The organism is Sporomusa sp., assembly GCF_035561155.1.
GTDB lineage: Bacteria > Bacillota > Negativicutes > Sporomusales > Sporomusaceae > Sporomusa.
Window position 1 is genome coordinate 1 of record NZ_DATMYD010000004.1, and the last position, 24,721, is coordinate 24,721.

A 24,721-nucleotide genomic window follows, 5' to 3' on the forward strand; every position below is an offset into this window, starting at 1 on the left:
ATCCAATACAGTATCACATATATATAAAGAAAAAGGTTAGCCCTAGTAGAGATAACCTAAAAATTCAGCTGGGATAAACCCCCATTTGAAGTTAAGTCTACTTTATAATTTTTACGCACTAATAAGTTCTTTGCAAAGATCTGTTGCCGTAGCCGCATCAGGAGCATACCCGTCAGCACCGATCGAAGTAGCGAATTCTTGCGATACCGGCGCTCCCCCAACGATGACTTTAACTTTGTCTCTAAGTCCTTCTTCTTCCAAAAGCTCAATCGTGTCTTGCATTGCCGGCATCGTCGTTGTCAACAAGGCTGACATCCCCACAATATCCGGATTATGCTCTCGAACTGCTTCAATAAACTTTTCCGGTGAAACGTCGATGCCGATGTCAATCACTTCAAGACCACCGCTTTGCATCATCATCGATACAAGATTCTTCCCGATGTCATGAAGATCCGCTTTTACCGTACCTATGACCACTTTTCCCCGGCTTTGGATATCTTTTTCAGCAATCAGCGGTTTAACCAATTCGAGACCGGAACTCATGGAACGAGCAGACATCAAAACCTCAGGAACATACATATCCCCTGCTTTAAAACGGGCTCCAACGACATTCATTCCGGCAATTAAGCCTTGATTGACGATCTCAACAGGATCGGTTCCACTGGAAATAAGCGATTTGACTTGATCTTTTACCTGATCTACGTTACCGGCAATTACGCTTTGGGCAAGTTGATTTAGTGTTGCCATTCTTTTTTCCCCCTTGGATTTTTATTATTAGTTTAAAGACGTGCACCATAATGTTGACTCATCACAGTTGATGAATATTTCTGGAGTTTCCATTCAGGTACCCTACATGTTGGACAGAGATCAAAGAACCATTTATTCCTCATCCAGCGAGCTGCTCGGCTGTGTCTGGAATTATGAATGACAAACCGTCGATTACAGTGGGTCACAATCTCTGCCAGGTCTCCCCTTCGGGTCATGGACTTAATTCCATGCAGTGTTCCATTACGAGATGGCCAGAGTTTGATCTTTTCGACCAAATTAAAAAAATCAACATTTTTTCGATAATACCGCTTCTTTTCTTTTGCTGCCTGGCTCACTCGATTTCGCCTCCTTTGAGCCTATTTTAAGATTCTTTTGTCATTATGTCATAAAGCATCGTCGCGACTCCTAATTGGAGTGGGTCATGAATCAGCCGAGTCTTGATTCGTTCTAAGGCTTTGGCGTGAATCCCTAAAGGCACCCCTGGGGCTGCGACATAACTATCGAAATAAAGATGGTCCTGTGTGATAAACTCAGCTTCAGGGCACGCATCAACGATTATTCGATGACCTTTCAAGGCCGAGTCCAGGTTTTTCTCGATGTGAATACCCTGCCCGCAACAAGTTAAAACATCTTTAGCTAATTTAGCGCTTGCCTGATCGTTCTTATCATAAACATGGACTTTCCCTCCGAAATTGAGAACGGAAAAGGCCGCAGCAGTTCCTACTGGACCTGCCCCCAATATGAGTACGCTTTGGTCTTTAATTCCTCCTGTCATATAATCTAAAGCAGCTACATAACCCTTACCTGTTGCCTGACTATTATCAGAGTATCGGCCTGTTTTCAGGTAAGCTGCAATAAATCGGTCATCATCAGCCATGAAGAGAATTTCTGCCTTTCGCTCCAGTGCTTCTGCAAATCCCTTGGCATCTGAGGAATTTGTGACAAACGCCTGGATCCCGAGAAAGGTTAAGATTCCCGCGACAGTCTCTGAGAACCCACCGATTACTCCCTGGCCGCAGGTCATTGGAATAACGGCGATGGGCCCTTGGTCCCGTGCTTTCGCCCCATCCATACACTTTATGCCAACAGCATGAGCGGCTATTTCGGAAAGCGTATGTCCTGTTTTACTTAATAACTCTTGGTTGTACTGTTCCATTTGATACACGATTCGATTAATGTCGCTCTCTCTTAGACGAGTCATACGCTTTCAACTCCTTAAAGTTCAGCAACTCGGGGGATAGGGGTCTAGAACCTCAGGGATATCAAATGCCATCTGAATTCTTTGAAGAACCATATCGCGTTTATCCCATGCATTCTCAGGGCTCGATCCCCGGGTTATTAAGGTTAATACCCACTCTTTCTTTCCCGGAGTATAGTCAGTCAAAACTTCATCTGCGCCAAAAAAATCCTTCACTTGCTTTAGTGGCCCTGCCTCCGCCAAAATATGTTCACCTGAAACCTCAATTTTCTCAGAGGTCACTTTACAATGCTCGTAAATGACATAGCGTTCATGCTGCACAGGCCGCTTAGGAATGGGAATATACAGACTTCCCTGTACAAAGGAGTAGCCTAAGCACTCAACCATATTGATTCCCGACGAATGATAGACCGCAGTTGGGGTCTGACTCGGTAACCGGGCATCAATCTCCAGCACCTTTAGCTTGCCGTTATGAAGTATGGCCTCAACATCCATTATCCCCTTCAATGAGAGTTCACTGGCTAATTTCAGGGCAAGCTCCTGAATTTCACCCATTAGCCGATAGTCAAGCTCTGTTGGAGCTAGAACCCGTTTGCAATCATGCACCGGGTCCATTTCCAATTCGGTGACTTGAAATACCCGGTACTCCCCGGCAAATCCAAAAACCTCAATCGAGTAGGCAGGTCCGTCCAAATACTCTTCTATGATCCAATCATCATCTGAATTCTGACTACGGAGGTTATCTAGTTCTTCTTGTGTATGAGTAATTTGAACACCCTCACTCCCACTCCGTCCTGAAGGCTTTAGAACAAGTGGAAACTCGCAATCTGGCCATGGACGTGGGGATGGAATAGCCAGATCAAAAAACAGTCGGTTGGAGATGCGCTTTGATGAAGAAACAGCATAGGCATCAGCATCGAAAGCTAATGGAATTTGGGTAATTCTTGATATTTCTTCCAAAGCCTTTAAGACCGCTGCATCCTCTATGGCGGGAAGAATTAGATCAATTCCTGCAAGGCGGGATATGACTTCTTCCGTAGAAGTGAGGATATCCATACAATGAAACGTATCAGCAAGCCCAGTCGCCTGGGCCTGTTCCCTTCGGTCAAATAAAACGACTTCCCAACCTGCCTTTTTTGCTAAATAAGTTGCTTCCACCCCTTGCAACTTACCGCCGATAACCGCTACCCGCATTTAAACCCTCCTCTCTCCGGGTTTGTGAGGAACGCTTGTCGAGACTTAACCCAGGCTTGATATTCACCCTGAGTTGCAGGTTCCAAATGATTGATCTTGAGAACCGGAATGATCTTCTCAACAGTACGGTTGCCATCACCAATATCAAGTGAGCTTTGAGAAACACCTGCCAGGCCTGATGAAGGCGGAATAATCGAGGTAATGACGTTTGCTCCGGAATTTAGCCTTTTGTCTAATCCCTTCAAGCCATCAACATCTAATGATGCAGGAATCAAGCGGTCTGGCATAACCAGACGCATGACTGCAATGATCAGCAACTCACGAAACTGAGAATTAGTTCCCCAATCCGCTAACGGAGTATTTTCCTGGGGAACAAATGTCATGACTCGAACTTGATCGGCTCCCAGTTTTTTCATCATAAGGATCGAATCTGCAATGTCCTCATTGCTATCCCCCACGCCTGCTAACAATCCTTCTTCAATTAAGTAGCCCATTTCCTTGGCCGATAGCTTCCTATTCATCCGTTCATCATAACTCTGATCAATTCGCAAACGGTTATAGAGTGTTTTATTATGAGTCTCTTGGTAACAGGCGTACCAATCGGCACCTGCTTCTTTGAATTCCCAAAGAACTTCCTCAGATACCACCCCTGGAGAAATCATTATCGGAGTTCTAGTTTCCCGTTTAAGATCTCTCACCATTTGAACAAGATCCCTAAATCCGTTTTTTGAATTATGATATAGGGGATCTTCACCCATTGTCAGGTCTAACAAATGTACCCCTGAATCAACTAGACGCTGGGCTGTGGACCTGATTTCTTCACAAGTTTTTCTATAGCGAGGGTAACTTTGATTGGATTTACGGTAGAGGCAGAATGTGCAATTGTTACGACAGTATGTAGAAAAATAAACAAAGCCGTAAAAAAACACTTTGTGCTGGAAATACCGCTCTCGGAGCTTTCGTGCGGCTAAAGTAACTCTATCTAGCTCATTTTGCGAGCTTATACTCAATAAACTTAAAATTTCTTTATGGCTAAGCAATGTTTCTTGTTCCGCTTTCTTAAGAATTTCGTCCAGCTTAGACACTTTCATGCAGTTACCTCCTTTGCTTCCACTAAACTACTTGATTCATTTTCAACTCTGTATTTTGCACGAACTCACTCTTAATCCAATACCCTAATGCGATGCAAATTCTATGCCAGCCTCTGTTGTATCCTTTGGAATCACGAAAACCCCTGAGATTGCCTAATAAGAAGCAGGGCCAAGCACATTTGAACTAATCAGCGTGCTTTTTGTAAGTTTAAAATTCAAGTCAAGGGTACTGTTTGTAAGTCATTCTTAACTTTTGATTTCAATAAAAAAAGCTCAGCTTTTCGCTGAGCCAAATCCAATTTTATTATATTCCTTGTTAAGAGTACAAAGATGTATGTTTGGCGGGGAGTACGGGAGTTTCACCCGCCTGCACGAATTTAGAGTCCGTGTGATCCATTCGATCTACCCCCCATGTATATTTATATTCTTACATTAATGCAAGTTTTGTGCAAGCTTTAATAATAAAAAACTCAATTGCAAAAAAGAGCCAGCGTCCGGTCATCCGGCGCTGGCTCCTCACTGTTAACCTGCCTTGGTTTCGTATAAAACGTCAATATCGTGCTCTTTCAACAGTGCCTGTACTTTGGCCATATCTTGCGGCGTCGCATCCGGTACACCCTCTAATAGATAGGCTCTACCAAGCTGGGCCCACTTTTTCCGGCCAAATGTATGATATGGCAGCAGTTCTACAGCAACCTGGCCTGGTAAAGATTTTATCATTTCGGCCAAGGCATCAATGTCATCCCTGCCGTTGGTTATACCGGGGATGACGACATAGCGCAGAGCAACAGGCAATACTGCTGATACTTTTTTTAGATTAGCCAATATCCTGGTGTTGTCGGCGCCAGTCAGCCAGCGGTGTTTCACAGGATCAACCGCTTTTATGCTGAACAGTACGGCATCAGTATACGGCAGTACGCAGTCTAGGTTTTCCTCCGGACAATTGCCTGCCGTATCAAGGGTGGTATGCACCTTTTTTTCACGGCATTGTTTAAAGATCTCGGCCACGAAATCAGGTTGCAGGAGTGGCTCACCGCCTGAGATGGTGATGCCGCCGCCTGAGGCTTCATAGTAACGGCGATATTTTTTTATATCGGCCATTACTGCTTCGACACTGATGGTTTTTTCGCCGCGTACCCAGGTATCCGGGTTGTGACAGAATTTACAGCCTAAAGAACATCCGGCCAGAAATAGTACATAGCGAATTCCCCGGCCGTCAACAGTTCCGAAAGTTTCTACAGAATGATAGTATCCATATTGCTGTGACATAGTTCTTCCTCCGTTTACCGTCATTGCACCGTGCCTACGCGACGTATTACCGATACTAAATCAATAATTAATACCTAGTCCGGCATAACAGCATCGAAGATAGCGTGGCAATCTTGTTCTCTTAAACTGCTTCGTAGAAGGTACGGCTTATAACTTCCCGCTGTTGGGCAGGCGTCAGTTTGATAAAGTTTACAGCATAACCTGAAACGCGGATGGTCAGCTGCGGGTATTTCTCGGGATTCTCCATGGCATCTTCCAGTACAGCGCGGTCAAGTACGTTGACATTGATGTGGTGACCGTTATTTTCTGAGTAACCGTCAAGTACAGCAGTCAGGTTGTTCACCCGTGAATCGCAGCACTTGCCGAGGGCACCAGGTACTATCGAGAAGGTGTAGGAGATACCGTCACGGCAGTCTTCATAGCTCAGTTTGGTAACTGAGTTGACGGCTGCCAGTGCACCACGCTGGTCACGACCATGCATAGGATTAGCACCAGGGGCAAAGGCTTCACCGGCCTTTCGACCATCAGGTGTTGAACCGGTTTTCTTGCCATACATTACATTTGAGGTAATTGTCAGTACTGACAGAGTTTGCTCAGCACCGCGATAGGCCGGATGCTTTTTCAGGTTGGCAGAAAACTCGGCAGTGATTTCTTGGGCAATGAGGTCAACCCGTTCGTCATCATTGCCGTAGCAGGGAGCCTCGCCAATGATTTCGAAATCGGTGGCAATGCCGCGCTCGTCGCGAATTGGCTTAACTTTAGCATGTTTGATGGCACTCAGTGAATCAGCCACAACTGACAGACCGGCAATACCGAAGGCCATGAGACGGCCGACTTCTGTGTTGTGCAGTGCCATTTGCGCTCTTTCGTACGCATATTTATCATGCATATAGTGAATCAGATTCATAGTGTTGACATAAAGGCCGGCAAGCCAATCCATGACAACAGAGTAGTTCTGGCGGACTGCCTCATAGTCAAGGAACTCGCCGTCAAGAGCAGGAAGCACAGGCGCTACCTGCTGGCCGCTGACTTCATCGCGGCCGCCGTTGATGGCCATCAAGAGTGCTTTGGCCAGATTAGCACGGGCGCCGAAGAACTGCATTTGCTCACCCACTCGCATGGCTGATACGCAGCAAGCGATTGCATAGTCATCGCCGTAAGACGGGCGCATTACATCATCGTTCTCATATTGGATAGCGCTGGTGTCAATCGACACTTGAGCGCTGAATTTCTTGAAGTTCTCAGGCAGCTCGGTTGACCAGAGCACAGTCAGGTTAGGTTCAGGTGCCGGGCCGAGGTTGTAGAGCGTATGCAGGGTGCGGAAAGAAGTTTTGGTCACTAGCGGACGGCCGTCAATACCCACGCCGCCGATGGCCTCGGTCACCCATAAGGGGTCGCCGGCAAACAGCTCATTATAGTCAGGAGTTCTCAGTTGACGTGCCAGTCTTAGCTTGATAACAAGCTGGTCAATCAGTTCCTGGGCCTCCTCTTCGGTGATGCTGCCCTGAGCCAAGTCTCGCTCAAGATAGATATCAAGGAAGGTAGAAACCCGGCCTAGAGACATGGCTGCACCGTTCTGTTCCTTAATGGCAGCCAGATAGCCGAAGTACAGCCATTGCACAGCCTCAGCTGCTGTTTCAGCCGGACGGGACAGGTCAAAGCCGTAGGCTTTAGCCATTGTGATCATTTCTTTGAGTGCACCAATTTGGCGGGAAACTTCTTCTCTAAGGCGAATAACCTCTTCCGTCATGGGTCTCTTTGCCAGCTCATGTAAGTCTTGTTTTTTTGCTTCAATTAACCGGTTAATGCCATAGAGCGCAATCCGGCGATAGTCGCCGATAATCCGGCCCCGGCCATACGCATCTGGCAGGCCGGTAATAATAGCAGTGCTGCGAGCCAGTTTCATTTCTTCAGTATAGGCCATAAATACGCCGGCGTTATGGGTTGTCGCATGATTATGGTAGATGTCGCTAATGCGCTCATCCAGCTTATAACCATACGCCTCGCATGCTTGCTCGGCCATACGAATACCGCCATTGACAATAACGCCGCGCTTGAGTGGAGCATCTGTCTGGAGACCAAATACAGTCTCCAAGTCTTTATCTATATAGCCCGCGCCGTGAGAAGTAAGGGTTGATACCTTGGTAGCGTCAACAGCAAGAACGCCGTTGTTTTTGATTTCCTGCTTTATCAGTTCGCAGCATTGCTCCCATAGCTTGGTTGTCCTGACAGTCGGACCTGCTAAGAATTGGCTGTCACCTGCGTACGGAGCATAGTTCTGCTGGATAAAGTCACGAACATTGATGCTCTCCTGCCAAACTTGTCCTTTGAATCCTTCCCATGCTTTCATGTGTAGATCCCCCTCTTGAAATATTCAAACAATTACAATATAAGACCGCCTGGCATGAATGCCCAGGCGGTCGGCCTTCACCTCATACAAAACCGTGTACCTCTTACCTGTTCCGCCCGGTCTGCAATCGGCAACCATTAAATTTCAAGACAAAAACTTACATCGTTCGAGTTGAATCGACAACTTTTTCGCCTGTGTATTCATTATGCAACACATTGCTAAAGTTTGTCCAGTAGTTCACAAAAAGTAGTTTTATTCTAAAATTTTGATATAATCACATAAATTAGAGGGCAGTTCTTAGAACCACCCCCTAATTTGTTATTTACGCCATCTTTTTAAGTTAGGCAGATGCTCGCGCAGCAGTTTTCTGGCGGCAGCTTCAGTCATCCCATGTTCTTTCATGTGTGGTACACAATGCTCAACCATATCTTCCAGCGTTAGCTCAGGCTGTTTGAATTGCCCGCCTTCATAGCAGTACATGCAGTATTCTTCCGTTTTAGTACCGTTTGCCTCTGACCCTAACAGGTCTTGACCATTGAGCGGCATTCCGCAGCTTTGACAAAACTTATCCATAGTGCACCTCCGTATTTTTATCCGATGACCAAGCCGCTCTAAGACTCCCATCTTCTATAAGTGGGAGTTATACCCAAAGGGCACAGGCGAGCGGCTAGGTCCCTGGATAAGGTCGACTAAACTTCAGATGGGGTTAAAACCCCACCTGAAGCTAAGTCTCACTTTATTTAAGGTAAGATTAAACTGTCTTTGTTATCGAACTCAAGAAACGGATTCCAGGCCACTTCCCACAGATGTCCGTCCAGATCGGCAAAATAACCACTATAGCCACCCCAGAATACGGTTTGCGCCTGTTTAACTACTTTGGCCCCGAGCTCTTCAACCTGCTTTAAAACTGCATCTACCTCTCCCTGGCTCTTAGCATTGTAGGCTAGCGTTATACCGGAAAAACCCTGTCCATCATGAGCAACCCCAACATCCTCTGCCAGCAGTTCCCATGGATATAAGGCTAGTACCACGCCACCCAGATCAAAAAAAGCGATTTTCTCCTCACTAATGCTTGAACATTTCCACCCTAACCCATTCTGGTAGAAATTAACTGCAGCGGTAAAATCACGCACACCAAGGGTTACAATATTGAGCTTTTGTCTCATCGGCAAACTCCCCCCAATATTATTCGACGTTGTTATACGGGTCCCAATCAGTCACATTCGCCAATTGGCGCTGGGCTGCTTTAATGTCTTCAAGCAGCCTGTCCTTATCTTTTGGCAGAGTAGCCGCCAGGGCAATATGGTTAGAGATATGGTTGCTTCTAAACAGGCAGTGGCTTGCCTCCGGTAATTCAATAGCACTTACAAGTTCATAGAGTTCGCCCATAATTTCAGCCGGTGACAACGGCACAAACTCACCACGTTCAAATTGATCCAGCAGTTGGCTGCCACGATATAGCATAAGTGTCAGCGCGCTCAGCATGTTAGGGCGAATGGCGTTTACCGCCTGGGCGGTGTTATAGGCGTGCCGGTTGGAGCCTTCTCTGCCGCCAAGACCGGCAATCACCATGACTGACAGCTTGATACCGGCCGCAACAATACGCCGCCCGGCCTCGATGGCCTCAGCCGCGCTGACACCCTTGTTGACCTCTCTAAGCACGGTCTCATCGCCAGACTCCAGACCATAATAAACAAGCTTAAGCCCGGCCTCCCGCAAAGCAATCAGTTCTCCCGGGGTCTTATTCAGCATATCCTTGGGGCCAGCATAGCAGGAAACCCGCTGCAGCCGGGGGAAAGTCTGCTGCAAAACAGTTAATATCTGCAGCAGCTTATCTGTTGCCAGCACCAGCGCATTGCCATCTGCCAAAAAGATGCGGCGGATGTGCTGGGCATACGGTTTAGCGGCGTTAATCTGAGCAATTATTTCGTCCATGGGACGGGTGCGGAACTTAACTGATCGATACATATTGCAATAAGTACAGGCGTTGTGCGAACACCCAATTGTCACCCGTAAAATAAAACTGTAGGCTTCACTTGGCGGGCGAAAAACATTTCCCTCAGCATCATCAAAATACAAATACATCGCCTCTAATCTAAGATTATAGACTCACGGGGACGGTTCTTCTGAGTCATTTCGCCTTGGCCTCAATGACTCAAGAGAACCGTCCCCGTGAGTCAGATGGGAATATAAGACATCTAAAATGTATCAAAAACAGACTGCGTTGTCAAAAGGAACCTAGACATAGTTGGTTTCCAGGCCTGATTTATGAGTAATAAAAACGCGCCCCATAAGAGCGCTGTTTCTATCGTTCTGTATACTTTTTTGCGCCTGAGGCCAGGGCGCTCAGAAAGACCGAACGTATCGGCTTGATCGCCATAAACGCCTTGACGGGGGCTGATTTCTCAATAACAGAGGCAATGCGGCCCAAGGCCCGATGGCTTAGCCGGGAGGGATCGTCAAAGAGAAAGTTGCTCAGTTTTCCCCGTTCAATGGCCATAGCGACCATGCGGTCAAAGGTTGTCTCAGGCACCATGACTTGCTGCTCGCGGCCATTCATACTGATACAGCCACGCTTACAGGCCGAGTAGCACACCCCGCAGCCCAGACACAGGCTGGGTTCGCACACAGCTTTGGGGCGTGCGTTACTGCCTTCATCAAGTCCAATTGCGTCCACAGGGCAGGCCTTGATACATAGGCCGCAACCGGTACACTGTTCTGCAGCAATGTGAGCTACCCAGTTGGACGTAACAACGGCACTCCTTAAATCGAAGGTCTTTATCGCTTGAATCATACCACAACAGCAACCACAGCAATTACACATAAACCCGACCGTGCGCTGCACATTGTCGGCAATCTGAGCCAAACCGGCCTGTTTACACTGTTCAAGCACAGCCATGGCTTCACTCACGCTTGACTGTTCAGCCATGCCTTTTTTTATCAGCATCTCTGCACCATGATTAAAGGTAAGGCATGTTTTAAGCGGTGCGTTACAGGCTTTTTCCAGATGACTGGCTTTATGGCGGCAGGCGCAAAGTGATAACCCGACCGTCTTGGCCGACTGAATGACATGGCTGGCTTTTTCCCAGTTAAGTACCTCAGAGTAGTCACCTGCCGGCAACGCCTCTTCCTGTACCAAGGCACGCCCTAGCTGAGTATTCTCCTGGAATACAGCACGGGCAAACCGGTCATCACAATACATATACTCTTCAAACAACTGAGCCAGCTCGCCCATGGGTAAATCTTCACGGGTGCGCATATAGACAAATTCAAAAAAGCCAATCACAACAGGGGCTAACACGACATGACTCTGGCCCTGGTATTCAAAGTCAAAGACTAAACCTTTTTCCGCCATTATGAGTATCTTTTTCTGCAGTTCTTCCTGATGAAGGCCAATTTTTCGGGCCAAAGCCGCTACCGAGGTGGGACGGAGCGGAATTTGCCTGGCAATGGTGGCCTCAGCGGGGGAAAATAGCAGCTTGAGTATTTGGATAAATACCGGCGAATACGGCGCACCGGTTATGTTTTGATCAAGACGCTGCTGCAGCAATCGGTATTCGCGTTCACCGTTAACAATGTGTCCCAAGGGTCAGACCTCCCGCAACTTAAACAGATACGCCGATAAGTACCAGATTACCAAGCAAAAGCGGCATATTGCTTTATTATACCAGAAAAGACTGATATTGGCACGTTGTGCGGGGTAGATTGCACCTGTTACCAGTTGATGTGCTCGGCCACCTGGGCTTCGGGGTTCAGTGCGACCTCTCTCAAAACCCATTCTTTAAATACCGGATAACCCGTCCTGTCAACAATATAACCTACATGTTCCTTGCCGCCAGGGGCGTCTTTGTCGATGAACTCATCAATATAGTGGTAGGTGTTCTTGAGTATTTTAAGAATGCTGGCTTCATCCACCCACCGGATAAAGGGCTGGGCAATACGGGGGTTTTTCTTTCCTGTCCGGCCCATGATGACAAGTTGGTACAGCTTTATACTGCTTCTGCTCCAGGCACCGGTAGGACATTTGAGTACACACTCGCCGCAGCCGATACATTTTTCGTCATCGTGAACGACCTTGAAGTTTTCGAATTTTAGCGCGCCGCCAGCCCGCTTCTTGCAGTTAGTAACACAGGCCTGACAGCCCACACACCGGTAGGCGTCATACTGAGGCTCATTCATGCCGATAATGCCAAAATCGTGCATCCTGGACTTGATGCAATCATTAGGGCAGCCGGTGAGGGCGATTTTAACATGATAGTCGTTCGGAAATACCGCCTGCTCAATGCGTTGGGCAAAGGCACTGGTATCATAATTGGCAAAAGGGCACACCTTGCTGCCGATACAAGCAGATACATTACGCGTACCGGCCGCCGGATAGCCGCTGCCCGGACTAATCTGGCTGATATTGAGCCCTTCGATCACAGGCTGCAGCATCGCGTTGACTTCCGGAATTTTATCCATAGCGATACCAGGGATCTCAAACCCTTGTCTGGTAGTCAGGTGTACAGTACCATTGCCGTAGAGTTCGGCTGTTTGCCTGATAACCTCTAAATATTTGGCGTCAAGATGTCCGCCCGGCACCCTGATTCTAGCTGCCGTCTTATAGCGTTCTTTAGTAACCCGAAACGCGTTCTTTTTTAAAATTTTGGTGTTAATATCTACGCTCATGTTGTCACCCTCCCCTAATCCAGCAGCGTTTTGGCCTTGGCATAGTTAAACACCGGGCCTTCCAGGCAGATATAGGTATCGTCCATTTTGCAGTGACCGCACTTGCCTACACCGCAACACATTTTTCGTTCATAAGAAACCCAGATATTTTCCTCAAGAGCCCCGTTTTTCAAGAACTCGGCTACGGTAAACTTCATCATAAGCGGCGGCCCGACTACGATGATTTGGGCTTGGCTGATATCGGACACAGGAATATCTTTGACATATGCGGTAATTAGACCGGTATTACCTTGGTACGAATTGTCATTGCTTTTATCAACAGTCATGACAACATTTACCGTCTTCTGCCATTTTTCCAGGTCAGCTTTAAAAAGAATATCCTGGGGTGACTTAAACCCGGCCAGCAGCGTGAACGACTCAGCCTCCCCGGGATTGGCGGCGAAATAATCGACAATGCCTTTTACCGGTGCCAGGCCGGTGCCGCCGGCAGCGACGATAATTTCTTTTTTGTTATACAGGCCAACATCAAACCCATTGCCATAAGGCCCACGCAGAAATAGCGCATCGCCCTCTTTTAATTCATGAATCGTATTGGTTACAACACCAACCCGCCGAATGGTAAGACCGATATAGTTATCGCCAATGTCGCTCACCGAGATCGGGGCCTCACCGTATTTAGGGATAGATACCTCGAAGAATTGCCCGGGCTTAACAGGGCCGGTATATTCCATAAAAAAGGTATAGTCAATGTCGGTGTGCGGCACGATTTTCAAAATCTGTGATCTAAAAGGCTTATAGATATTACTCATATTTTCGCCCCCTCTGCTGCTTTAGCCAGCTTATTAATACAGTTGGCAAACGAGATATATTCCGGACAAATATCGTCACAACGGCCACAGCCGACACACATGTGATAACCAAACCGTTTTTTGTAGTCGCCGATTTTATGCATAACGCGAAAGCGCATTCTCTCGCCTTTTCCCTTGCGGAACCCATGTCCGCCTGCCATGTCAGTAAAGCCGTCAACCATGCAAGAGGCCCACACCCGCCGGCGCTCACCGGCATTGGCATTCTCTTTGTAAAAAATATCCTGCATTGAGAAACAACTGCAGGTTGGACAAACAAAGCTACACCGCCCACAGCCCAGGCAACGGGCTGAATACTCCTTCCATAGCGGGGACTCGGCCACCTCAGTAAGGACTATATTCTCAGGAACCGTTACTGTAACGGAGTTTTCCTGTACAAACTGTGGTTCTGCCTGAAACCGGGGCTCATCAAAGCAGCTGAATTCGTTATTATTCACGCCAACATAGACAGATTCACCAGCTAACCTGACAAACAAGTCATAATCGTTTGTAGAATTTGTCCCCATACTGGCGCAAAAACAGTTGGCAAAACTATTCTGACACTCAATCAAGGCAAACCGTACTTTTTCGCGGAAAACCTTGTAATACGGATCTTCAAAGCCGTTACGAAGATAGAGTTCATCTAATCGTTTGATCGCATGAATATCACAGCTCCGGGCAAAAATCAGGATTTTTTTATCACTTATCTTGGGTTCTGTCCAGTTATCTTCAGTAAAATAGAATAAGGTTTGGGTAATGGGTAGCAGGATCTCTTTAGCTGAATAGTCCGACTTTTGATCAAAGGCAATCTCCTCAATAGCATTGATTTCTTTATATCTGACAGAATCCGTGTTGGTAAAGCTACCTTTCCCGGGAAATACCACCGGTGCGTAAATCTTGTAGTCGTTCTGCCAGCTCCGGAGATATTGATTACAGCGTTCTATTGTCATTTTGTACGCCATTTGCTTGCCTCCGCCCCCTTTAATCGTTTTATCTTCATGTTACACGCATAACAAAAAACGGTCTGTGATATCAATCACAAACCGCTCAGACAACACTTGCCATTTTTACCACCAATAATGGGGATAATTGTGTTTCACTATGTATTTGTTAAACAATATTGCTATACCGATGATCAACATACTCCCAACTAGTACGGTTGTAAAGATACCCGTTTCGTCAACGCCCCCTTGCAATGTAATTAGAATAGTGGTAGCCGCTGCAGGCGGGTGAACGGTGCGGGTGACCTGCATAATAGCAACAACAGCACTCATAGCGATAGCCTGCGACCACCAATTTGAACCAAACATCAGCAAACATGCCAAGCCGATTAGACAGGCAAGGATATGGCCACCGATAATATTGCGCGGCTGGGCAAACGCACTATCAGGAAGGACAAAGGCAATATAGCAGGTTGCGCCAAAAGGGGGAATTAAAAAAGCATGCCCAGTAGTTACCGATATGTATGCAATAATCCCGACAGCTGAAAAACTGCCTAAAGACGATAATAGCACATGGTTAAGATGTAATTTACGATATAATATACTGCGCGCGGTACTCATATTTAGTTCCTTTCAACCAGGTAAATATGGTTTTGAATGACGTCAACGTGGTTTCACATTATAGCACGCCTTAAAGAGGCTGCCAGTGATATATATCACTACCGTCCCCGCGAGATTGTCATAACAAAATGGCTGTTGTAAAGAGAGTACCTGTCATGAAAAAAAGTTGTCGCGAGGCATTTATTCCTCTGACAACTTTTTTAGCTTCTGATATTCTTCCCAGGTATCAGCGTCATAAAACGGCGTAGGGTCTGTCCAATCCAGTTCCCTAATCCAATCAGGATTTTCTCGAATAATGCTCCGCCCGCCTGTGTCGCCGGTCAAACCTGCCAAACTGGTTCGCCAGTGACTGCCGAACAATACCGGGCTATAGCGTTGCCCCTGATAACAGGGCACAATAATCGCCTTGTCGCTTGCTAGCTGTGCGAAGCTAGAAAGTATGGCTTGAATTAACGCTTGGGGCACCAACGGCTGATCGCCGAGAAAGAAGATGATCCCATCTAATTGATGATGCAGTGTTTGCAAGGCCAGGGTGATTGAGGAGGCCTGACCGCTAACCCGCCCGGCATTAAAGACAGCTCGAATAGAATACTGACAGCACAGCTCAGACAGCTCAGCCTTCGGTTCGCCAATAATGGCAACACAATCGGCCCACTGCAAGTTGTGCACAGTACTGAGCACATGAGCTGCCAGTGGTTTGCCGCCTAAAGGCAGCAGCAGCTTTTGCTGCCCCATGCGGCTCGCGGTACCTGCCGCCAAAATGACCGCACCAATTCTAGTATTTATAGCTTATACACCTCGCAGGGCTGCATGGCGCAGCCGTAGCCTTCAGTCACGATCACACGGGCAACACCAGCCCTGGCTAGAGTACTATATCCGGAGATTTTCTCGGCTGCTACCCTGGCGGCTGGGCCTTCAGCCCCACTGAGTAACAAAATCCTGGTTCCCTGGGCATACTGAAAAATTCCTTGACGATGCGCGGCCAGCCGGGCTAAGTCGAGCCATTCCAAAGTCTCACCGACCTGTTTATTAATAATATCTGACACTAAATCCAACCGGTGGGTGTTGGCCTCCGATAGCGGCTGACCAACAGCCCCCAGGTTTAATACGCCGACAGTTGTAGTGGTACGGTCAGGAATAACAGGCTCCTGCTCAGCCGGAGCCTTAATGAGAGAGCGGCGCGCGCCATCGGCCTCAACGAGGATATAGGTGTTTGGAGCGCTGGCGGCCACACTGTCAACCCACCCCGACGGCACTCCTATTACCTTTTCACCATCTTGCCGTGCAAACCAGGCTGCTGGCTTGCCTGTTTGCAGTGCTTTAACCACTTGTGCCACGCCTACGGCAGCATCATCTGCCAAAACCAACTCATACCCGGCTACCTGGCGATAAAACATCTTTGTCGTTGCTGTAACTAGAACCGGCCATCCCCGTATACTTGCACGGGTGGCCAGCGATTGAATCAGTGAGGTCTTGCCGCCCGCGCCGACACAGGCAGTCACGCCCGGCTGGCTAACCCCCAAAGCATCCCATAGCATATTACACTACCTGGACGAATACTTCCATAACTCCGCCACAGGCCATACCCTCGTTGGCTGCCGTATCGCCTGTCATTAACACTTTATATGTGAAAGATCGGTTGTCATCCAGGGCCGTCAGCGCCTGCAGCCTAACCTCAGCTTCGGCACAGCCGCCGCCAATGGTGCCAAATACCCGGCCGTCGGGATAAACCAGCATTTTTGCCCCTGCCTTGCGCGGCGTTGAACCGCGTGTGGCAATAATGCTGACAAGCGCTGCTTTAGCACCAGACTGTTGTACAGCACAAATAGCCTGAACCATAGTATCATCCATTATTTTTACCCCTCCGCTTCTCTGACATCGGCTGGCAGCTGGCATTCCTGTTAACAGCCACAATTTCAGAAACAATACCGAGAGCAATCTCAGCCGGCGTCTCAGCCCCGATATCAAGACCAATCGGTGCACGCAGCCGGGCTAATGCATCTTTGTCAAAGCCTTCCTCAATTAGAGTGTTTATAACAACTCTAACCCGCCCCTGACTGCCAATCATGCCAACATATGCTGCCGGTTGATCAATTACGGCCCTCAGGCACTCCATATCAGAGCGATGGCCCCGTGTCACAATAATGATCGCGCCAAACCGAGACAGGCTAAGTTCCTCCAGCGCCTGACTGAAGTTCTGACAAACGACCTGCTCAGCTTGAGGAAACCGTGCTGTACACGCAAAATCCGGGCGATCATCCACGACTGTCACAGCATAGCCAACCATCGCCAGCATCTGGGTCAGCGGCTGACTGATATGACCTGCCCCAAGCACCAGAGCTGACTTCTGCCGGGACAGCTTGTCCCAAAAGATACGGTATTGGCAGCCAGCATACTCTATGGTAATGAGCATTGGCCGCTTCCATTCGGCCCTGTTTACCTCTGCCATAATAAGCCTGGTAAACTCTTCATCAATTAAGGGCTCCTCATACTGACCGCCGGTAATGAGCATCATTTGCCCAATACTGCCAGCCTGCTGTGCTGGCGCACTAATCAGGGTGATGATATCAGCGGCTCCAGCCTCTCCGGCAAGTTGCTGGAGACGTACAAAAATATCTTTTTTCATCTCTCCACCCCCATGTGCAATAATGCTTCTAAGACCCCACCGCCGATGGCCCGGGCTTTGTCTGAAATAGTATAGCAATGTTCCGGGCGGCAGCGCGGATCAACGTCGCCAATTTTTAAGCCTTCGGCTACTGTCAGGCCATCTTGAATCAGGCCGCGCAGCACACCGGTAATTGCCACTCTGACCGGTCGATCGCCGACATGCCCGACAACTTCGCCGCCAACAACCGTGTCGCCAATGTCCCGGCAGGCAGTGAATACGCCAGAAGCTGGCGCTTTGATCAACCGTTCCAAGGTGTAGCCGCCCACTTCACCAGGAATACCGGAATTGGCGATAGCGGGTCCCTGGTAGATAACCCGGCCTAAGTCATGGCCGCGCTTTGTCTCAATCACGGCATGAACATCAATTCCCGCCGTAAACCCCGGCCCTATGCCAATGACTACCGGCGCATCAGTCATGTTCGTTCCTGTGTTCTTTTTGGCAATAATAGCGTCAATGACCGCCTGTGGCTTAAATGCTGCCACACAGTGCGCGACAGGATCAATGACAACCGGGATGATACCAGCAGCCAGCGTCTCTCTGACCTGCTCACCTGTTACCAGTTTGGCAGTTACGCCTTCAACAACAGCTTGACCATCGGTCACTGCCTGGGCAAAAGCTACTGTTCGCCGGACAACAGTCGGCTTAAGTATCTCGGTTATCACCACGTGAAAGCGGCACTGCTGCAGGCGGTGGGCAATGCCTGTTGCCAGATCGCCGCCGCCTTTGATTATGATTATTTTATCCATATGGCAACTCCTTGTAGTATCTAGGGGAGGGTTATTCTCCCTTGCTGCAATAATAAGTAAAGGCGGCAGCCCATTAGGGCTGTCGCCTTTATTCTTTCGCTAATTACCCAATATATTCCTGCTTACCGATGGCAGGCTCGGCAGGTTTATCTGTGCCGTTTAAGACGGCATTCAGGATGATTGCCGCCACACTGCCGGCAGTAATGCCGCTGTGGAGTATTACCTGCGCCCAGCTGGGGAAGTTGTGGTAAAAGTTAGGTACCGCAAGCGTAATCATGCCAACGCCCATACTAACGGCAACAACCATGATATTATGAGTGCCGTCAAACTGAACTTTGGACAATGTCTTTATGCCGCTGGCAGCAACCATACCGAACATGGCGATGCCGGCGCCGCCCAGCACCGGGCTGGGTATAGCGGCGATAATGGCCGCCAGTTTGGGGAATAAACCAAGAAGTACCAAAATAGCGCCGGCTGCGGCCACAACGAAGCGGCTCTTCACCTTGGTTAAGCCGACAAGACCAACGTTTTGGGCAAACGCTGTGTACGGGAAGCTGTTTAAAATACCTCCCAGCATTGTCGAGAAACCATCGGCGCGCAGACAACGGGTTAAATCTTCCTGGGTAACAGGCTTTTCAATGATCTCGCCAACCGCGATACAGTCACCCGTTGTTTCAGTCATTACGACCAGCATGACCAATACCATGGCCAAAATTGACGCAAAGTCGAAAGTCGGCATACCGAAGGCAAAGGGTGTGGTAATACCGATCCAACCGGCAGTAGGCACTTGTGAGAAATTCACCATGCCAAATGCGGCGGCAATCACGGTGCCGCAAATTAATCCCAAAAGAACGGCAATATTGCTTAAGAAACCTTTAAAATAGCGATAGAAGAATAGCACAAGCACCAAGGTAATAAGAGCCATACAGATATACGGGAAGGCGGCAAAATCCTTGGCTGCCGGATTACCGCCGGCTGCCCAGCGCACAGCTACCGGCATGAGCGTAACACCAATAATAGTGATGATCGTACCAGTAACTACAGGCGGGAAGAAACGGATAAGACGGCTAAAATACGGACTCATTAAATATGTTACAATACCGGCGACAATAATCGAACCATAAATACCCGTCAAGCCGTGTGTCTTGCCAATGATGATCATCGGTGTTACAGCAGCAAAGGTTACCCCCTGGATGATAGGAATACGGATACCCATGTTCCAGAAGCCAAGCGTCTGGATCAGGGTGGCGATACCACAGGTGAACAAATCGGCATTAATAAGGTAAATGAGCTGCTCTTTACTTAAGCCCAACGCGTTGGCGATAATAAGCGGCACAGCCACGGCCCCGGCATACATAGCCAGAACATGCTGCAGACCGTAGGTAAATAGTTGGCCAAAAGGCAGCATTTCATCAACAGGATGTTTCAATTGGTTGTTTTGCACTAATTCTCCCCCTTATAATTTTGCTATTTTGGTTTATATCTTAAAGCCGTATATAAGTACGACCTTTTAGCAAAAATCTGCTCCTATGTGAAACAATCTCACTTCTTCATTCCCATAAACACCTTTTCAGGTGTTATCGGTAACCGGGTCACAGTAGCACCTACCGCATTGTATACAGCGTGGGCAATGGCCGGTGGCGGCGTGTTGATAACAACCTCGCCGACTGACTTTGCGCCAAACGGCCCTGTGGGTTCGTAGCTGGCTTCAAAAGCCACTGTAATTTTGCCGACATCCTTGCGGCAGGGGATCTTGTACTGCATGAAGGTATTTGTCTGCATATGACCGCGTTCGTCATACCGGACATCTTCATACATGGCCATGCCGATGCCTTGGGCAATCCCGCCTTCTACCTGAATGCGCGCCAGGTTGGCGTTAAGCACTGTGCCGCAGTCGACTACCGCCACATAGTCAATCAGTTCGGTTACACCGGTCTCCGGATCAACCTCCACCTCGGCAAACCCGGCGATAAATGGCGGCGGCGATATCGGGGAGCCATAGGTTGCGTGACCCACCAATTGTAGCTTACCTGCACCTAACACCATAAGTTCTGCCAGTTTCACCAGGCTCATGGACTTGCTGCCATCAAGCGCAGTGAGATTCTCACCGTCAAATTTAAGCTGCTCAGGATTAATAGCCAGCAGCTTAGCGCCCTGGGCGATAATCTTTTGCTTTAATTCTTCAGCCGCCTGCAGTGTAGCCATGCCGGTAACATAGGCCGTACTTGAGGCGTATGAACCAGGGTCATAGGGAGAAATGTCAGTATCTGCCGCATGAACAGCGATATTATCCAGCGAAGTCTCCAATACCTCGGCAGCAATCTGCACCAGTACCGTGTCACTGCCTGTTCCCATATCGGTTGAGCCGGTAAGCAGGGTATAGCTGCCATCATCATTAAGACGGATTTCGATAGAGGCAGTATCAATCCCGGCAATACCTGACCCCTGCATGGTTACTGCCATGCCGATCGCCCGCACCTTGCCGTTCGCGAGCTCGCGGCGGGGGTATTTATCGTTCCAGCCGATCAGTTCTTTGCCTTTTTGAATACAGCGGTCAAGGGCCGAACTGCCAAGCACTTTACCATGATACACCAGGCAGGTTTCGCCTTCTTTGATTAAATTCTTAAGCCTGAGTTCAGCAGGATCCATATTGAGCTGTGCGGCCAGCTTATTCACCGCAGACTCCAGCGCAAACGTACCCTGGGTAGCGCCATAGCCTCTAAGCGCCCCTGCTGGCATTTTGTTGGTATACACAGCATGGCCATGGTACCGGACAGCCCGGGTTTTGTTATAAAGCGGCAGCGTTTTATCGCCGCACACCATGAATGTCGTGGAGGCATGTTCGCCATATGCGCCAGTATCAGACAAATTTTCAATATCAAGGGCACGGATAAAGCCGTCTTTGTCAGCACCCAGCCTCAATTTAAGCCGCATGGCATGACGGTTGGTAGTACAGCTAAAGGTTTCAGTCCGGCTATAAATAAACAGGGCCGGCTTACCTGTCTTCAGTGTGACCAGCCCGGCAAATACCTCGCCTGAGCCTGACTGCTTACCGCCGAAACCACCGCCAATACGCGGTTTGATAACCCGTACTTTGCTTGCTGCCAGGTCTAATGCCCGCGCAACCTGCCGTCTGATATGGAACGGCACTTGCGTTGAGCTGACAATCACCAGTCTGCCGGTATGGTCCAGATAAGTGAAGGCGCGAAAGGTTTCCATCATGGCATGAGCCTGCGCCTGGGTAAAGTAGGTCTCTTCAATAACAATGTCACAGTTTTTGAGTTCCTGTTCTACATCGCCTACTTCAACCTTGTGAGATGAGCAGATGTTGCGGGACTTGTCCATACCAATGTCAAAATTGCAATGCAGGTCGGCTTCCGGATGAACAACAGAGGAATGGCCGATCGCTTGTTCAAAATCAAGCACCGGTTCAAACACTTCATATTCAACTTTGATTTTTTTCATTGCAGCATTGGCTGTCTTTTCATCAACAGCCGCAATAACAGCCACTTCATCGCCAACATATCTGACTACTTGATCGAGAATCAACCGATCATAGGGTGATGGCTCCGGATAAGACTGTCCTGCCAGTGTGAACCGTACTTTGGGCACATCTTTATAGGTAAGAATACATTCGACGCCTTTTACGGCATACGCTTTGGTTGTATCTATCGACTTAATCCGGGCATACGCATGAGGGCTTCTAAGAATTTTTACCACAAGCGCGTTAGCTGGAGACAAATCTTCGGTGTATACCGGTTTTCCAGTACTAATTGCCATTGCATCTGTTTTGGCTATCCCTTTACCTACACATTTCATTGTTCTGCTACCCCCAGGTATTTCTTGACGGCTCTGAGCTGCCCCTGATAGCCGGTGCAGCGGCATAGGTTGCCTGTCAAGTAGTGGATGATGTCCGCTTCATTAGGATTCACCAGTTCCCTTTTCATAGCAAGAACGGTCAAGATAAAGCCAGGGCTGCAATAGCCGCATTGATCGGCGCCTTCGGCAGCCATAAATCTGGCAAAACCCTCAGCCTCATGCTGGAGACCTTCTATTGTCGTAATATGTTTACCATGGGCGCGAAACGACAGGGTCGAACAAGATAGTGTCGGCCGGCCGTCAAGCCAGATGGTACACAGGCCACAGCAGGCTGTATCGCAGCCTCTTCTTACACTGAACAGTCCCTGTTTGCGCAGGGTATCAACAAGAAAATCATCAGGCTGCACTTCTAAGGATACACGCTGATGATTAATAATGACTTCTATCTGCATGCTGCTACCTCCGCAATGGCTCGTTTGACCAGTGTTTTGCACATCGCGCTCCGGTATTCGGCTGAAGCACGCATGTTAGCACCAAATGGCAACTCCTCGGCTGCTATTTTCGCTGCCTGCTCCAAGACGTCTGGTGTCACATCACTCCCAGCGTTAGCCAGTAACACTGCCGCCTGAGCAGCCAGTTTGGCACGGGTTGGCCTTGCACCAACGGCAATTTTCCAGTCAGCGTCAAGCCTGGAGACGGCAACAGTCAAAACAGGATAGTCGCTCTGCGAATTGCGCAGCGTCAGATAGGCTGCAGTGCGATTTGTCTTATGAATAATTACTTTAATCAAAATGTCCTTGGCACGGGGCATATCCATAAATTCAGCAAGCGTCAGGCGCCCGCCCTTATATAGCTCTACTTCAGTATCAAGCGCCATCAAAGCAGTGAGAAAATCTGAAAAACCGTAACGGGAAAATACCGATGCCCCAACAGTGGCGACATTGCGGAACTGCACGCCGATGATGCTCCTCACCGACTTTGATAATACACCGCTAAAACATTTGTTAATGGCAGAGTTGGTTTCAACATCACGCAAGCTAGCCATTGCACCGATTTCAATATATGTGTCATGTTCTTTAATAAAATCTAAGCCAAGTTTAGATAAATCCACCCCGGTATGAATGGTCTGAGAACCCATCCGGAGATAGGCGCAGCCGCCAAGTATGGCGTTGCTCTTTTTTGCGGTCAGTACTTTATAGGCATCTTGCAGCGTTTCTGGTTGCGCTATGCTAAGCAACGTGAACAATTTTTACCCCCCACTGCCGAACGTTCGGTTGATTTTACCCAATATAGTTCGAATTATATCATATAGGTGTAATTGTGAAAACACATTTTTATATCTTCAATTCGCATTTATATTGAGTTATTTTCGTTTTTGTCACTATTTCGCGGTAATTTGCAGTCATTTATAAATAATAATATTTTGCTCAGAACGTATATTGAATGTCCATCTCCTGGAAAAATCGAACAATCATAATCAAAAAGGAAAAAACAGAACCGATAAATCCTCGATTCTGTTTCAAACCTTAGTACTATTGGCGCCAACTACCTAGTGAATTCAATCCTTTTTTGAAATATACCAATAGGATGTTCCGACCACCAGTGCGCCGCCGATAACATTCCCCAATGTAACTACTGCAATATTATAAACAAAGCCGCCTAATGATCCGACTGCCTCGCCAGGCATGAGCAGGGCCACAGAAAGCAGTGTCATATTAGCAACACTATGCTCAAACCCTGTTGTGATAAAGGCAAATAAGCACCAGAAAATTATAATCAGCTTTGCTGTTTCGTCCTTAGCACGAATAGAACACCAAATAGCAAGGCATACAAGCGTATTGCAGAGTATCCCCCTGGCTAACAGTTCAGTCCACGGCAACGACATTTTAGTCTGAGCGATTTTCCCGATAAACATAGCAGTACTGCCTGTAGCTAACCCTGCACTGATGAACAGTCCTGCAAGTACTGCTGAGCCTAGCAAATTGCCGATAAAGCTAATAACATTAACCTTTAGCAAATCCATCACTGTAGTCTTCTTTTCTAAACTGCCTACTGTCATTGTCATATTGTTGCCTGTAAATAACTCAGAACCAGCGAAAGTGACCAAGCTGAGAGCAATACCAAAAGACAAGCCCATTGCAACTCGCACGAAAGGCGAACTCACTTGTGATAATAAGCCGCCAATCGTATATACCAGAAGAACCGCGAATCCAACGTACACGCCTGCCAAGGCTGAGGACAACAAATATTTGCTTTTACTTAACTTAAGAAATTCCGCCTTCTTTTCAGCTGCATCACAAAGCTTTGCGATATCTTCAGAATACATACAAAACCTCCATTAATTTGGAACTATTCATACCTTTTCCATGGCCGCCAGAAAATTATTCAAATATATAGGCTCCAATAAAGTAGACTTAGCTTCAGGTGGGGTTTTAACCCCATCTGAAGGTTAGTCGCCCTTATCCAGGGACTTAGCCGCTCGCCTGTGCCCTTTGGGTATAACTCCCACTTGTAGAAGATGGGAGTCTTAGAGCGGGTTAGTC

25 protein-coding genes are annotated in these 24,721 nt (G+C 48.1%); all 25 read right to left on the reverse strand.

Going from position 1 to position 24,721, the window contains the following annotated elements; genetic code table 11:
• Window positions 1–111: 111 nt before the first annotated feature.
• Window positions 112–747 carry a corrinoid protein gene (locus VN447_RS00860; RefSeq protein WP_325521852.1) on the reverse strand — a complete coding sequence of 212 codons (636 nt, stop codon included), beginning with the start codon at window positions 745–747 and terminating at the stop codon, window positions 112–114.
• Between the two features lie 32 nt (window positions 748–779).
• Window positions 780–1,103 carry a pyrrolysine--tRNA(Pyl) ligase small subunit gene (gene pylSn / locus VN447_RS00865; protein ID WP_325521854.1) on the reverse strand — a complete coding sequence of 108 codons (324 nt, stop codon included), beginning with the start codon at window positions 1,101–1,103 and terminating at the stop codon, window positions 780–782.
• A gap of 26 nt (window positions 1,104–1,129) precedes the next feature.
• Window positions 1,130–1,969 carry a 3-methylornithyl-N6-L-lysine dehydrogenase PylD gene (gene pylD / locus VN447_RS00870; protein WP_325521856.1) on the reverse strand — a complete coding sequence of 280 codons (840 nt, stop codon included), beginning with the start codon at window positions 1,967–1,969 and terminating at the stop codon, window positions 1,130–1,132.
• Between the two features lie 21 nt (window positions 1,970–1,990).
• Entirely contained in the window at window positions 1,991–3,160 is a 1,170-nt protein-coding gene (gene pylC / locus VN447_RS00875; RefSeq protein ID WP_325521858.1) for a 3-methylornithine--L-lysine ligase PylC, read from the reverse strand.
• A complete protein-coding gene (pylB, locus tag VN447_RS00880; protein ID WP_325521860.1) occupies window positions 3,151–4,251 on the reverse strand; it encodes a methylornithine synthase PylB in 1,101 nt (366 codons plus the stop codon). The genes pylC and pylB overlap by 10 nt, the downstream gene beginning before the upstream one ends.
• A 522-nt stretch (window positions 4,252–4,773) precedes the next feature.
• Complete coding sequence (pflA, locus tag VN447_RS00885) at window positions 4,774–5,520, reverse strand: pyruvate formate-lyase-activating protein (RefSeq protein WP_325521862.1); 747 nt, start codon at window positions 5,518–5,520, stop codon at window positions 4,774–4,776.
• A 121-nt stretch (window positions 5,521–5,641) separates the two neighbouring features.
• Entirely contained in the window at window positions 5,642–7,870 is a 2,229-nt protein-coding gene (pflB, locus tag VN447_RS00890; RefSeq protein WP_325521864.1) for a formate C-acetyltransferase, read from the reverse strand.
• A 318-nt stretch (window positions 7,871–8,188) separates the two neighbouring features.
• Entirely contained in the window at window positions 8,189–8,443 is a 255-nt protein-coding gene (locus tag VN447_RS00895; RefSeq protein ID WP_325521866.1) for a zinc ribbon domain-containing protein, read from the reverse strand.
• A gap of 167 nt (window positions 8,444–8,610) precedes the next feature.
• The gene (locus VN447_RS00900) at window positions 8,611–9,036 is read right to left on the reverse strand and encodes a VOC family protein (RefSeq protein WP_325521868.1); all 426 of its coding nucleotides are present in this window, start codon (window positions 9,034–9,036) and stop codon (window positions 8,611–8,613) included.
• Between the two features lie 19 nt (window positions 9,037–9,055).
• The gene (locus VN447_RS00905; protein ID WP_325521870.1) at window positions 9,056–9,955 is read right to left on the reverse strand and encodes a radical SAM protein; all 900 of its coding nucleotides are present in this window, start codon (window positions 9,953–9,955) and stop codon (window positions 9,056–9,058) included.
• Window positions 9,956–10,175: 220 nt separating this feature from the next.
• Window positions 10,176–11,456 carry a 4Fe-4S dicluster domain-containing protein gene (locus VN447_RS00910; protein ID WP_325521872.1) on the reverse strand — a complete coding sequence of 427 codons (1,281 nt, stop codon included), beginning with the start codon at window positions 11,454–11,456 and terminating at the stop codon, window positions 10,176–10,178.
• Window positions 11,457–11,584: 128 nt separating this feature from the next.
• Window positions 11,585–12,538, reverse strand: a complete 954-nt coding sequence (gene asrC / locus VN447_RS00915) for a sulfite reductase subunit C (protein WP_325521874.1) — start codon at window positions 12,536–12,538, stop codon at window positions 11,585–11,587.
• A gap of 14 nt (window positions 12,539–12,552) precedes the next feature.
• Entirely contained in the window at window positions 12,553–13,347 is a 795-nt protein-coding gene (gene asrB / locus VN447_RS00920; protein ID WP_325521876.1) for an anaerobic sulfite reductase subunit AsrB, read from the reverse strand.
• On the reverse strand, window positions 13,344–14,345 hold the full coding sequence (gene asrA, locus VN447_RS00925) for an anaerobic sulfite reductase subunit AsrA (protein WP_325521878.1): 1,002 nt from the start codon (window positions 14,343–14,345) through the stop codon (window positions 13,344–13,346). The genes asrB and asrA overlap by 4 nt, the downstream gene beginning before the upstream one ends.
• 105 nt (window positions 14,346–14,450) lie before the next feature.
• Entirely contained in the window at window positions 14,451–14,945 is a 495-nt protein-coding gene (locus tag VN447_RS00930) for an HPP family protein (protein WP_325521880.1), read from the reverse strand.
• A gap of 180 nt (window positions 14,946–15,125) precedes the next feature.
• Window positions 15,126–15,704 carry a nucleotidyltransferase family protein gene (locus VN447_RS00935; protein ID WP_325521882.1) on the reverse strand — a complete coding sequence of 193 codons (579 nt, stop codon included), beginning with the start codon at window positions 15,702–15,704 and terminating at the stop codon, window positions 15,126–15,128.
• A 23-nt stretch (window positions 15,705–15,727) separates the two neighbouring features.
• On the reverse strand, window positions 15,728–16,483 hold the full coding sequence (yqeC, locus tag VN447_RS00940) for a selenium cofactor biosynthesis protein YqeC (RefSeq protein WP_325521884.1): 756 nt from the start codon (window positions 16,481–16,483) through the stop codon (window positions 15,728–15,730).
• Between the two features lies 1 nt (window position 16,484).
• The gene (locus VN447_RS00945; RefSeq protein WP_325521885.1) at window positions 16,485–16,796 is read right to left on the reverse strand and encodes an XdhC family protein; all 312 of its coding nucleotides are present in this window, start codon (window positions 16,794–16,796) and stop codon (window positions 16,485–16,487) included.
• Entirely contained in the window at window positions 16,789–17,571 is a 783-nt protein-coding gene (locus VN447_RS00950) for an XdhC family protein (RefSeq protein ID WP_325521887.1), read from the reverse strand. Before VN447_RS00950 ends, VN447_RS00945 begins: the two co-directional genes overlap by 8 nt.
• The gene (gene yqeB / locus VN447_RS00955; RefSeq protein WP_325521889.1) at window positions 17,568–18,359 is read right to left on the reverse strand and encodes a selenium-dependent molybdenum cofactor biosynthesis protein YqeB; all 792 of its coding nucleotides are present in this window, start codon (window positions 18,357–18,359) and stop codon (window positions 17,568–17,570) included. Before yqeB ends, VN447_RS00950 begins: the two co-directional genes overlap by 4 nt.
• 103 nt (window positions 18,360–18,462) lie before the next feature.
• Window positions 18,463–19,767: a nucleobase:cation symporter-2 family protein gene (locus tag VN447_RS00960; protein WP_325521900.1), complete on the reverse strand. Its 1,305-nt coding sequence runs from the start codon at window positions 19,765–19,767 to the stop codon at window positions 18,463–18,465.
• Between the two features lie 134 nt (window positions 19,768–19,901).
• A complete protein-coding gene (locus VN447_RS00965; RefSeq protein ID WP_325521891.1) occupies window positions 19,902–22,178 on the reverse strand; it encodes a xanthine dehydrogenase family protein molybdopterin-binding subunit in 2,277 nt (758 codons plus the stop codon).
• A complete protein-coding gene (locus VN447_RS00970; protein WP_325521893.1) occupies window positions 22,175–22,630 on the reverse strand; it encodes a (2Fe-2S)-binding protein in 456 nt (151 codons plus the stop codon). Before VN447_RS00970 ends, VN447_RS00965 begins: the two co-directional genes overlap by 4 nt.
• Window positions 22,621–23,424 carry an FAD binding domain-containing protein gene (locus tag VN447_RS00975; RefSeq protein ID WP_325521895.1) on the reverse strand — a complete coding sequence of 268 codons (804 nt, stop codon included), beginning with the start codon at window positions 23,422–23,424 and terminating at the stop codon, window positions 22,621–22,623. The genes VN447_RS00970 and VN447_RS00975 overlap by 10 nt, the downstream gene beginning before the upstream one ends.
• Window positions 23,425–23,736: 312 nt before the next feature.
• A complete protein-coding gene (locus tag VN447_RS00980; protein WP_325521897.1) occupies window positions 23,737–24,504 on the reverse strand; it encodes a formate/nitrite transporter family protein in 768 nt (255 codons plus the stop codon).
• Window positions 24,505–24,721: the final 217 nt, after the last annotated feature.

Excerpts from the sequence above, each read along its gene's own strand:
- VN447_RS00860 (WP_325521852.1), bottom strand. The coding sequence starts at position 747 with ATGGCAACACTAAATCAACTTGCCCAAAGCGTAATTGCCGGTAACGTA.
- pylD (WP_325521856.1), bottom strand. The coding sequence starts at position 1,969 with ATGACTCGTCTAAGAGAGAGCGACATTAATCGAATCGTGTATCAAATG.
- pylC (WP_325521858.1), bottom strand. The coding sequence starts at position 3,160 with ATGCGGGTAGCGGTTATCGGCGGTAAGTTGCAAGGGGTGGAAGCAACT.
- pylB (WP_325521860.1), bottom strand. The coding sequence starts at position 4,251 with ATGAAAGTGTCTAAGCTGGACGAAATTCTTAAGAAAGCGGAACAAGAA.
- pflA (WP_325521862.1), bottom strand. The coding sequence starts at position 5,520 with ATGTCACAGCAATATGGATACTATCATTCTGTAGAAACTTTCGGAACT.
- pflB (WP_325521864.1), bottom strand. The coding sequence starts at position 7,870 with ATGAAAGCATGGGAAGGATTCAAAGGACAAGTTTGGCAGGAGAGCATC.
- VN447_RS00895 (WP_325521866.1), bottom strand. The coding sequence starts at position 8,443 with ATGGATAAGTTTTGTCAAAGCTGCGGAATGCCGCTCAATGGTCAAGAC.
- VN447_RS00900 (WP_325521868.1), bottom strand. The coding sequence starts at position 9,036 with ATGAGACAAAAGCTCAATATTGTAACCCTTGGTGTGCGTGATTTTACC.
- VN447_RS00905 (WP_325521870.1), bottom strand. The coding sequence starts at position 9,955 with ATGTATTTGTATTTTGATGATGCTGAGGGAAATGTTTTTCGCCCGCCA.
- asrC (WP_325521874.1), bottom strand. The coding sequence starts at position 12,538 with ATGAGCGTAGATATTAACACCAAAATTTTAAAAAAGAACGCGTTTCGG.
- asrB (WP_325521876.1), bottom strand. The coding sequence starts at position 13,347 with ATGAGTAATATCTATAAGCCTTTTAGATCACAGATTTTGAAAATCGTG.
- asrA (WP_325521878.1), bottom strand. The coding sequence starts at position 14,345 with ATGGCGTACAAAATGACAATAGAACGCTGTAATCAATATCTCCGGAGC.
- VN447_RS00930 (WP_325521880.1), bottom strand. The coding sequence starts at position 14,945 with ATGAGTACCGCGCGCAGTATATTATATCGTAAATTACATCTTAACCAT.
- yqeC (WP_325521884.1), bottom strand. The coding sequence starts at position 16,483 with ATGCTATGGGATGCTTTGGGGGTTAGCCAGCCGGGCGTGACTGCCTGT.
- VN447_RS00945 (WP_325521885.1), bottom strand. The coding sequence starts at position 16,796 with ATGGATGATACTATGGTTCAGGCTATTTGTGCTGTACAACAGTCTGGT.
- VN447_RS00950 (WP_325521887.1), bottom strand. The coding sequence starts at position 17,571 with ATGAAAAAAGATATTTTTGTACGTCTCCAGCAACTTGCCGGAGAGGCT.
- yqeB (WP_325521889.1), bottom strand. The coding sequence starts at position 18,359 with ATGGATAAAATAATCATAATCAAAGGCGGCGGCGATCTGGCAACAGGC.
- VN447_RS00960 (WP_325521900.1), bottom strand. The coding sequence starts at position 19,767 with ATGCTGCCTTTTGGCCAACTATTTACCTACGGTCTGCAGCATGTTCTG.
- VN447_RS00965 (WP_325521891.1), bottom strand. The coding sequence starts at position 22,178 with ATGAAATGTGTAGGTAAAGGGATAGCCAAAACAGATGCAATGGCAATT.
- VN447_RS00970 (WP_325521893.1), bottom strand. The coding sequence starts at position 22,630 with ATGCAGATAGAAGTCATTATTAATCATCAGCGTGTATCCTTAGAAGTG.
- VN447_RS00980 (WP_325521897.1), bottom strand. The coding sequence starts at position 24,504 with ATGTATTCTGAAGATATCGCAAAGCTTTGTGATGCAGCTGAAAAGAAG.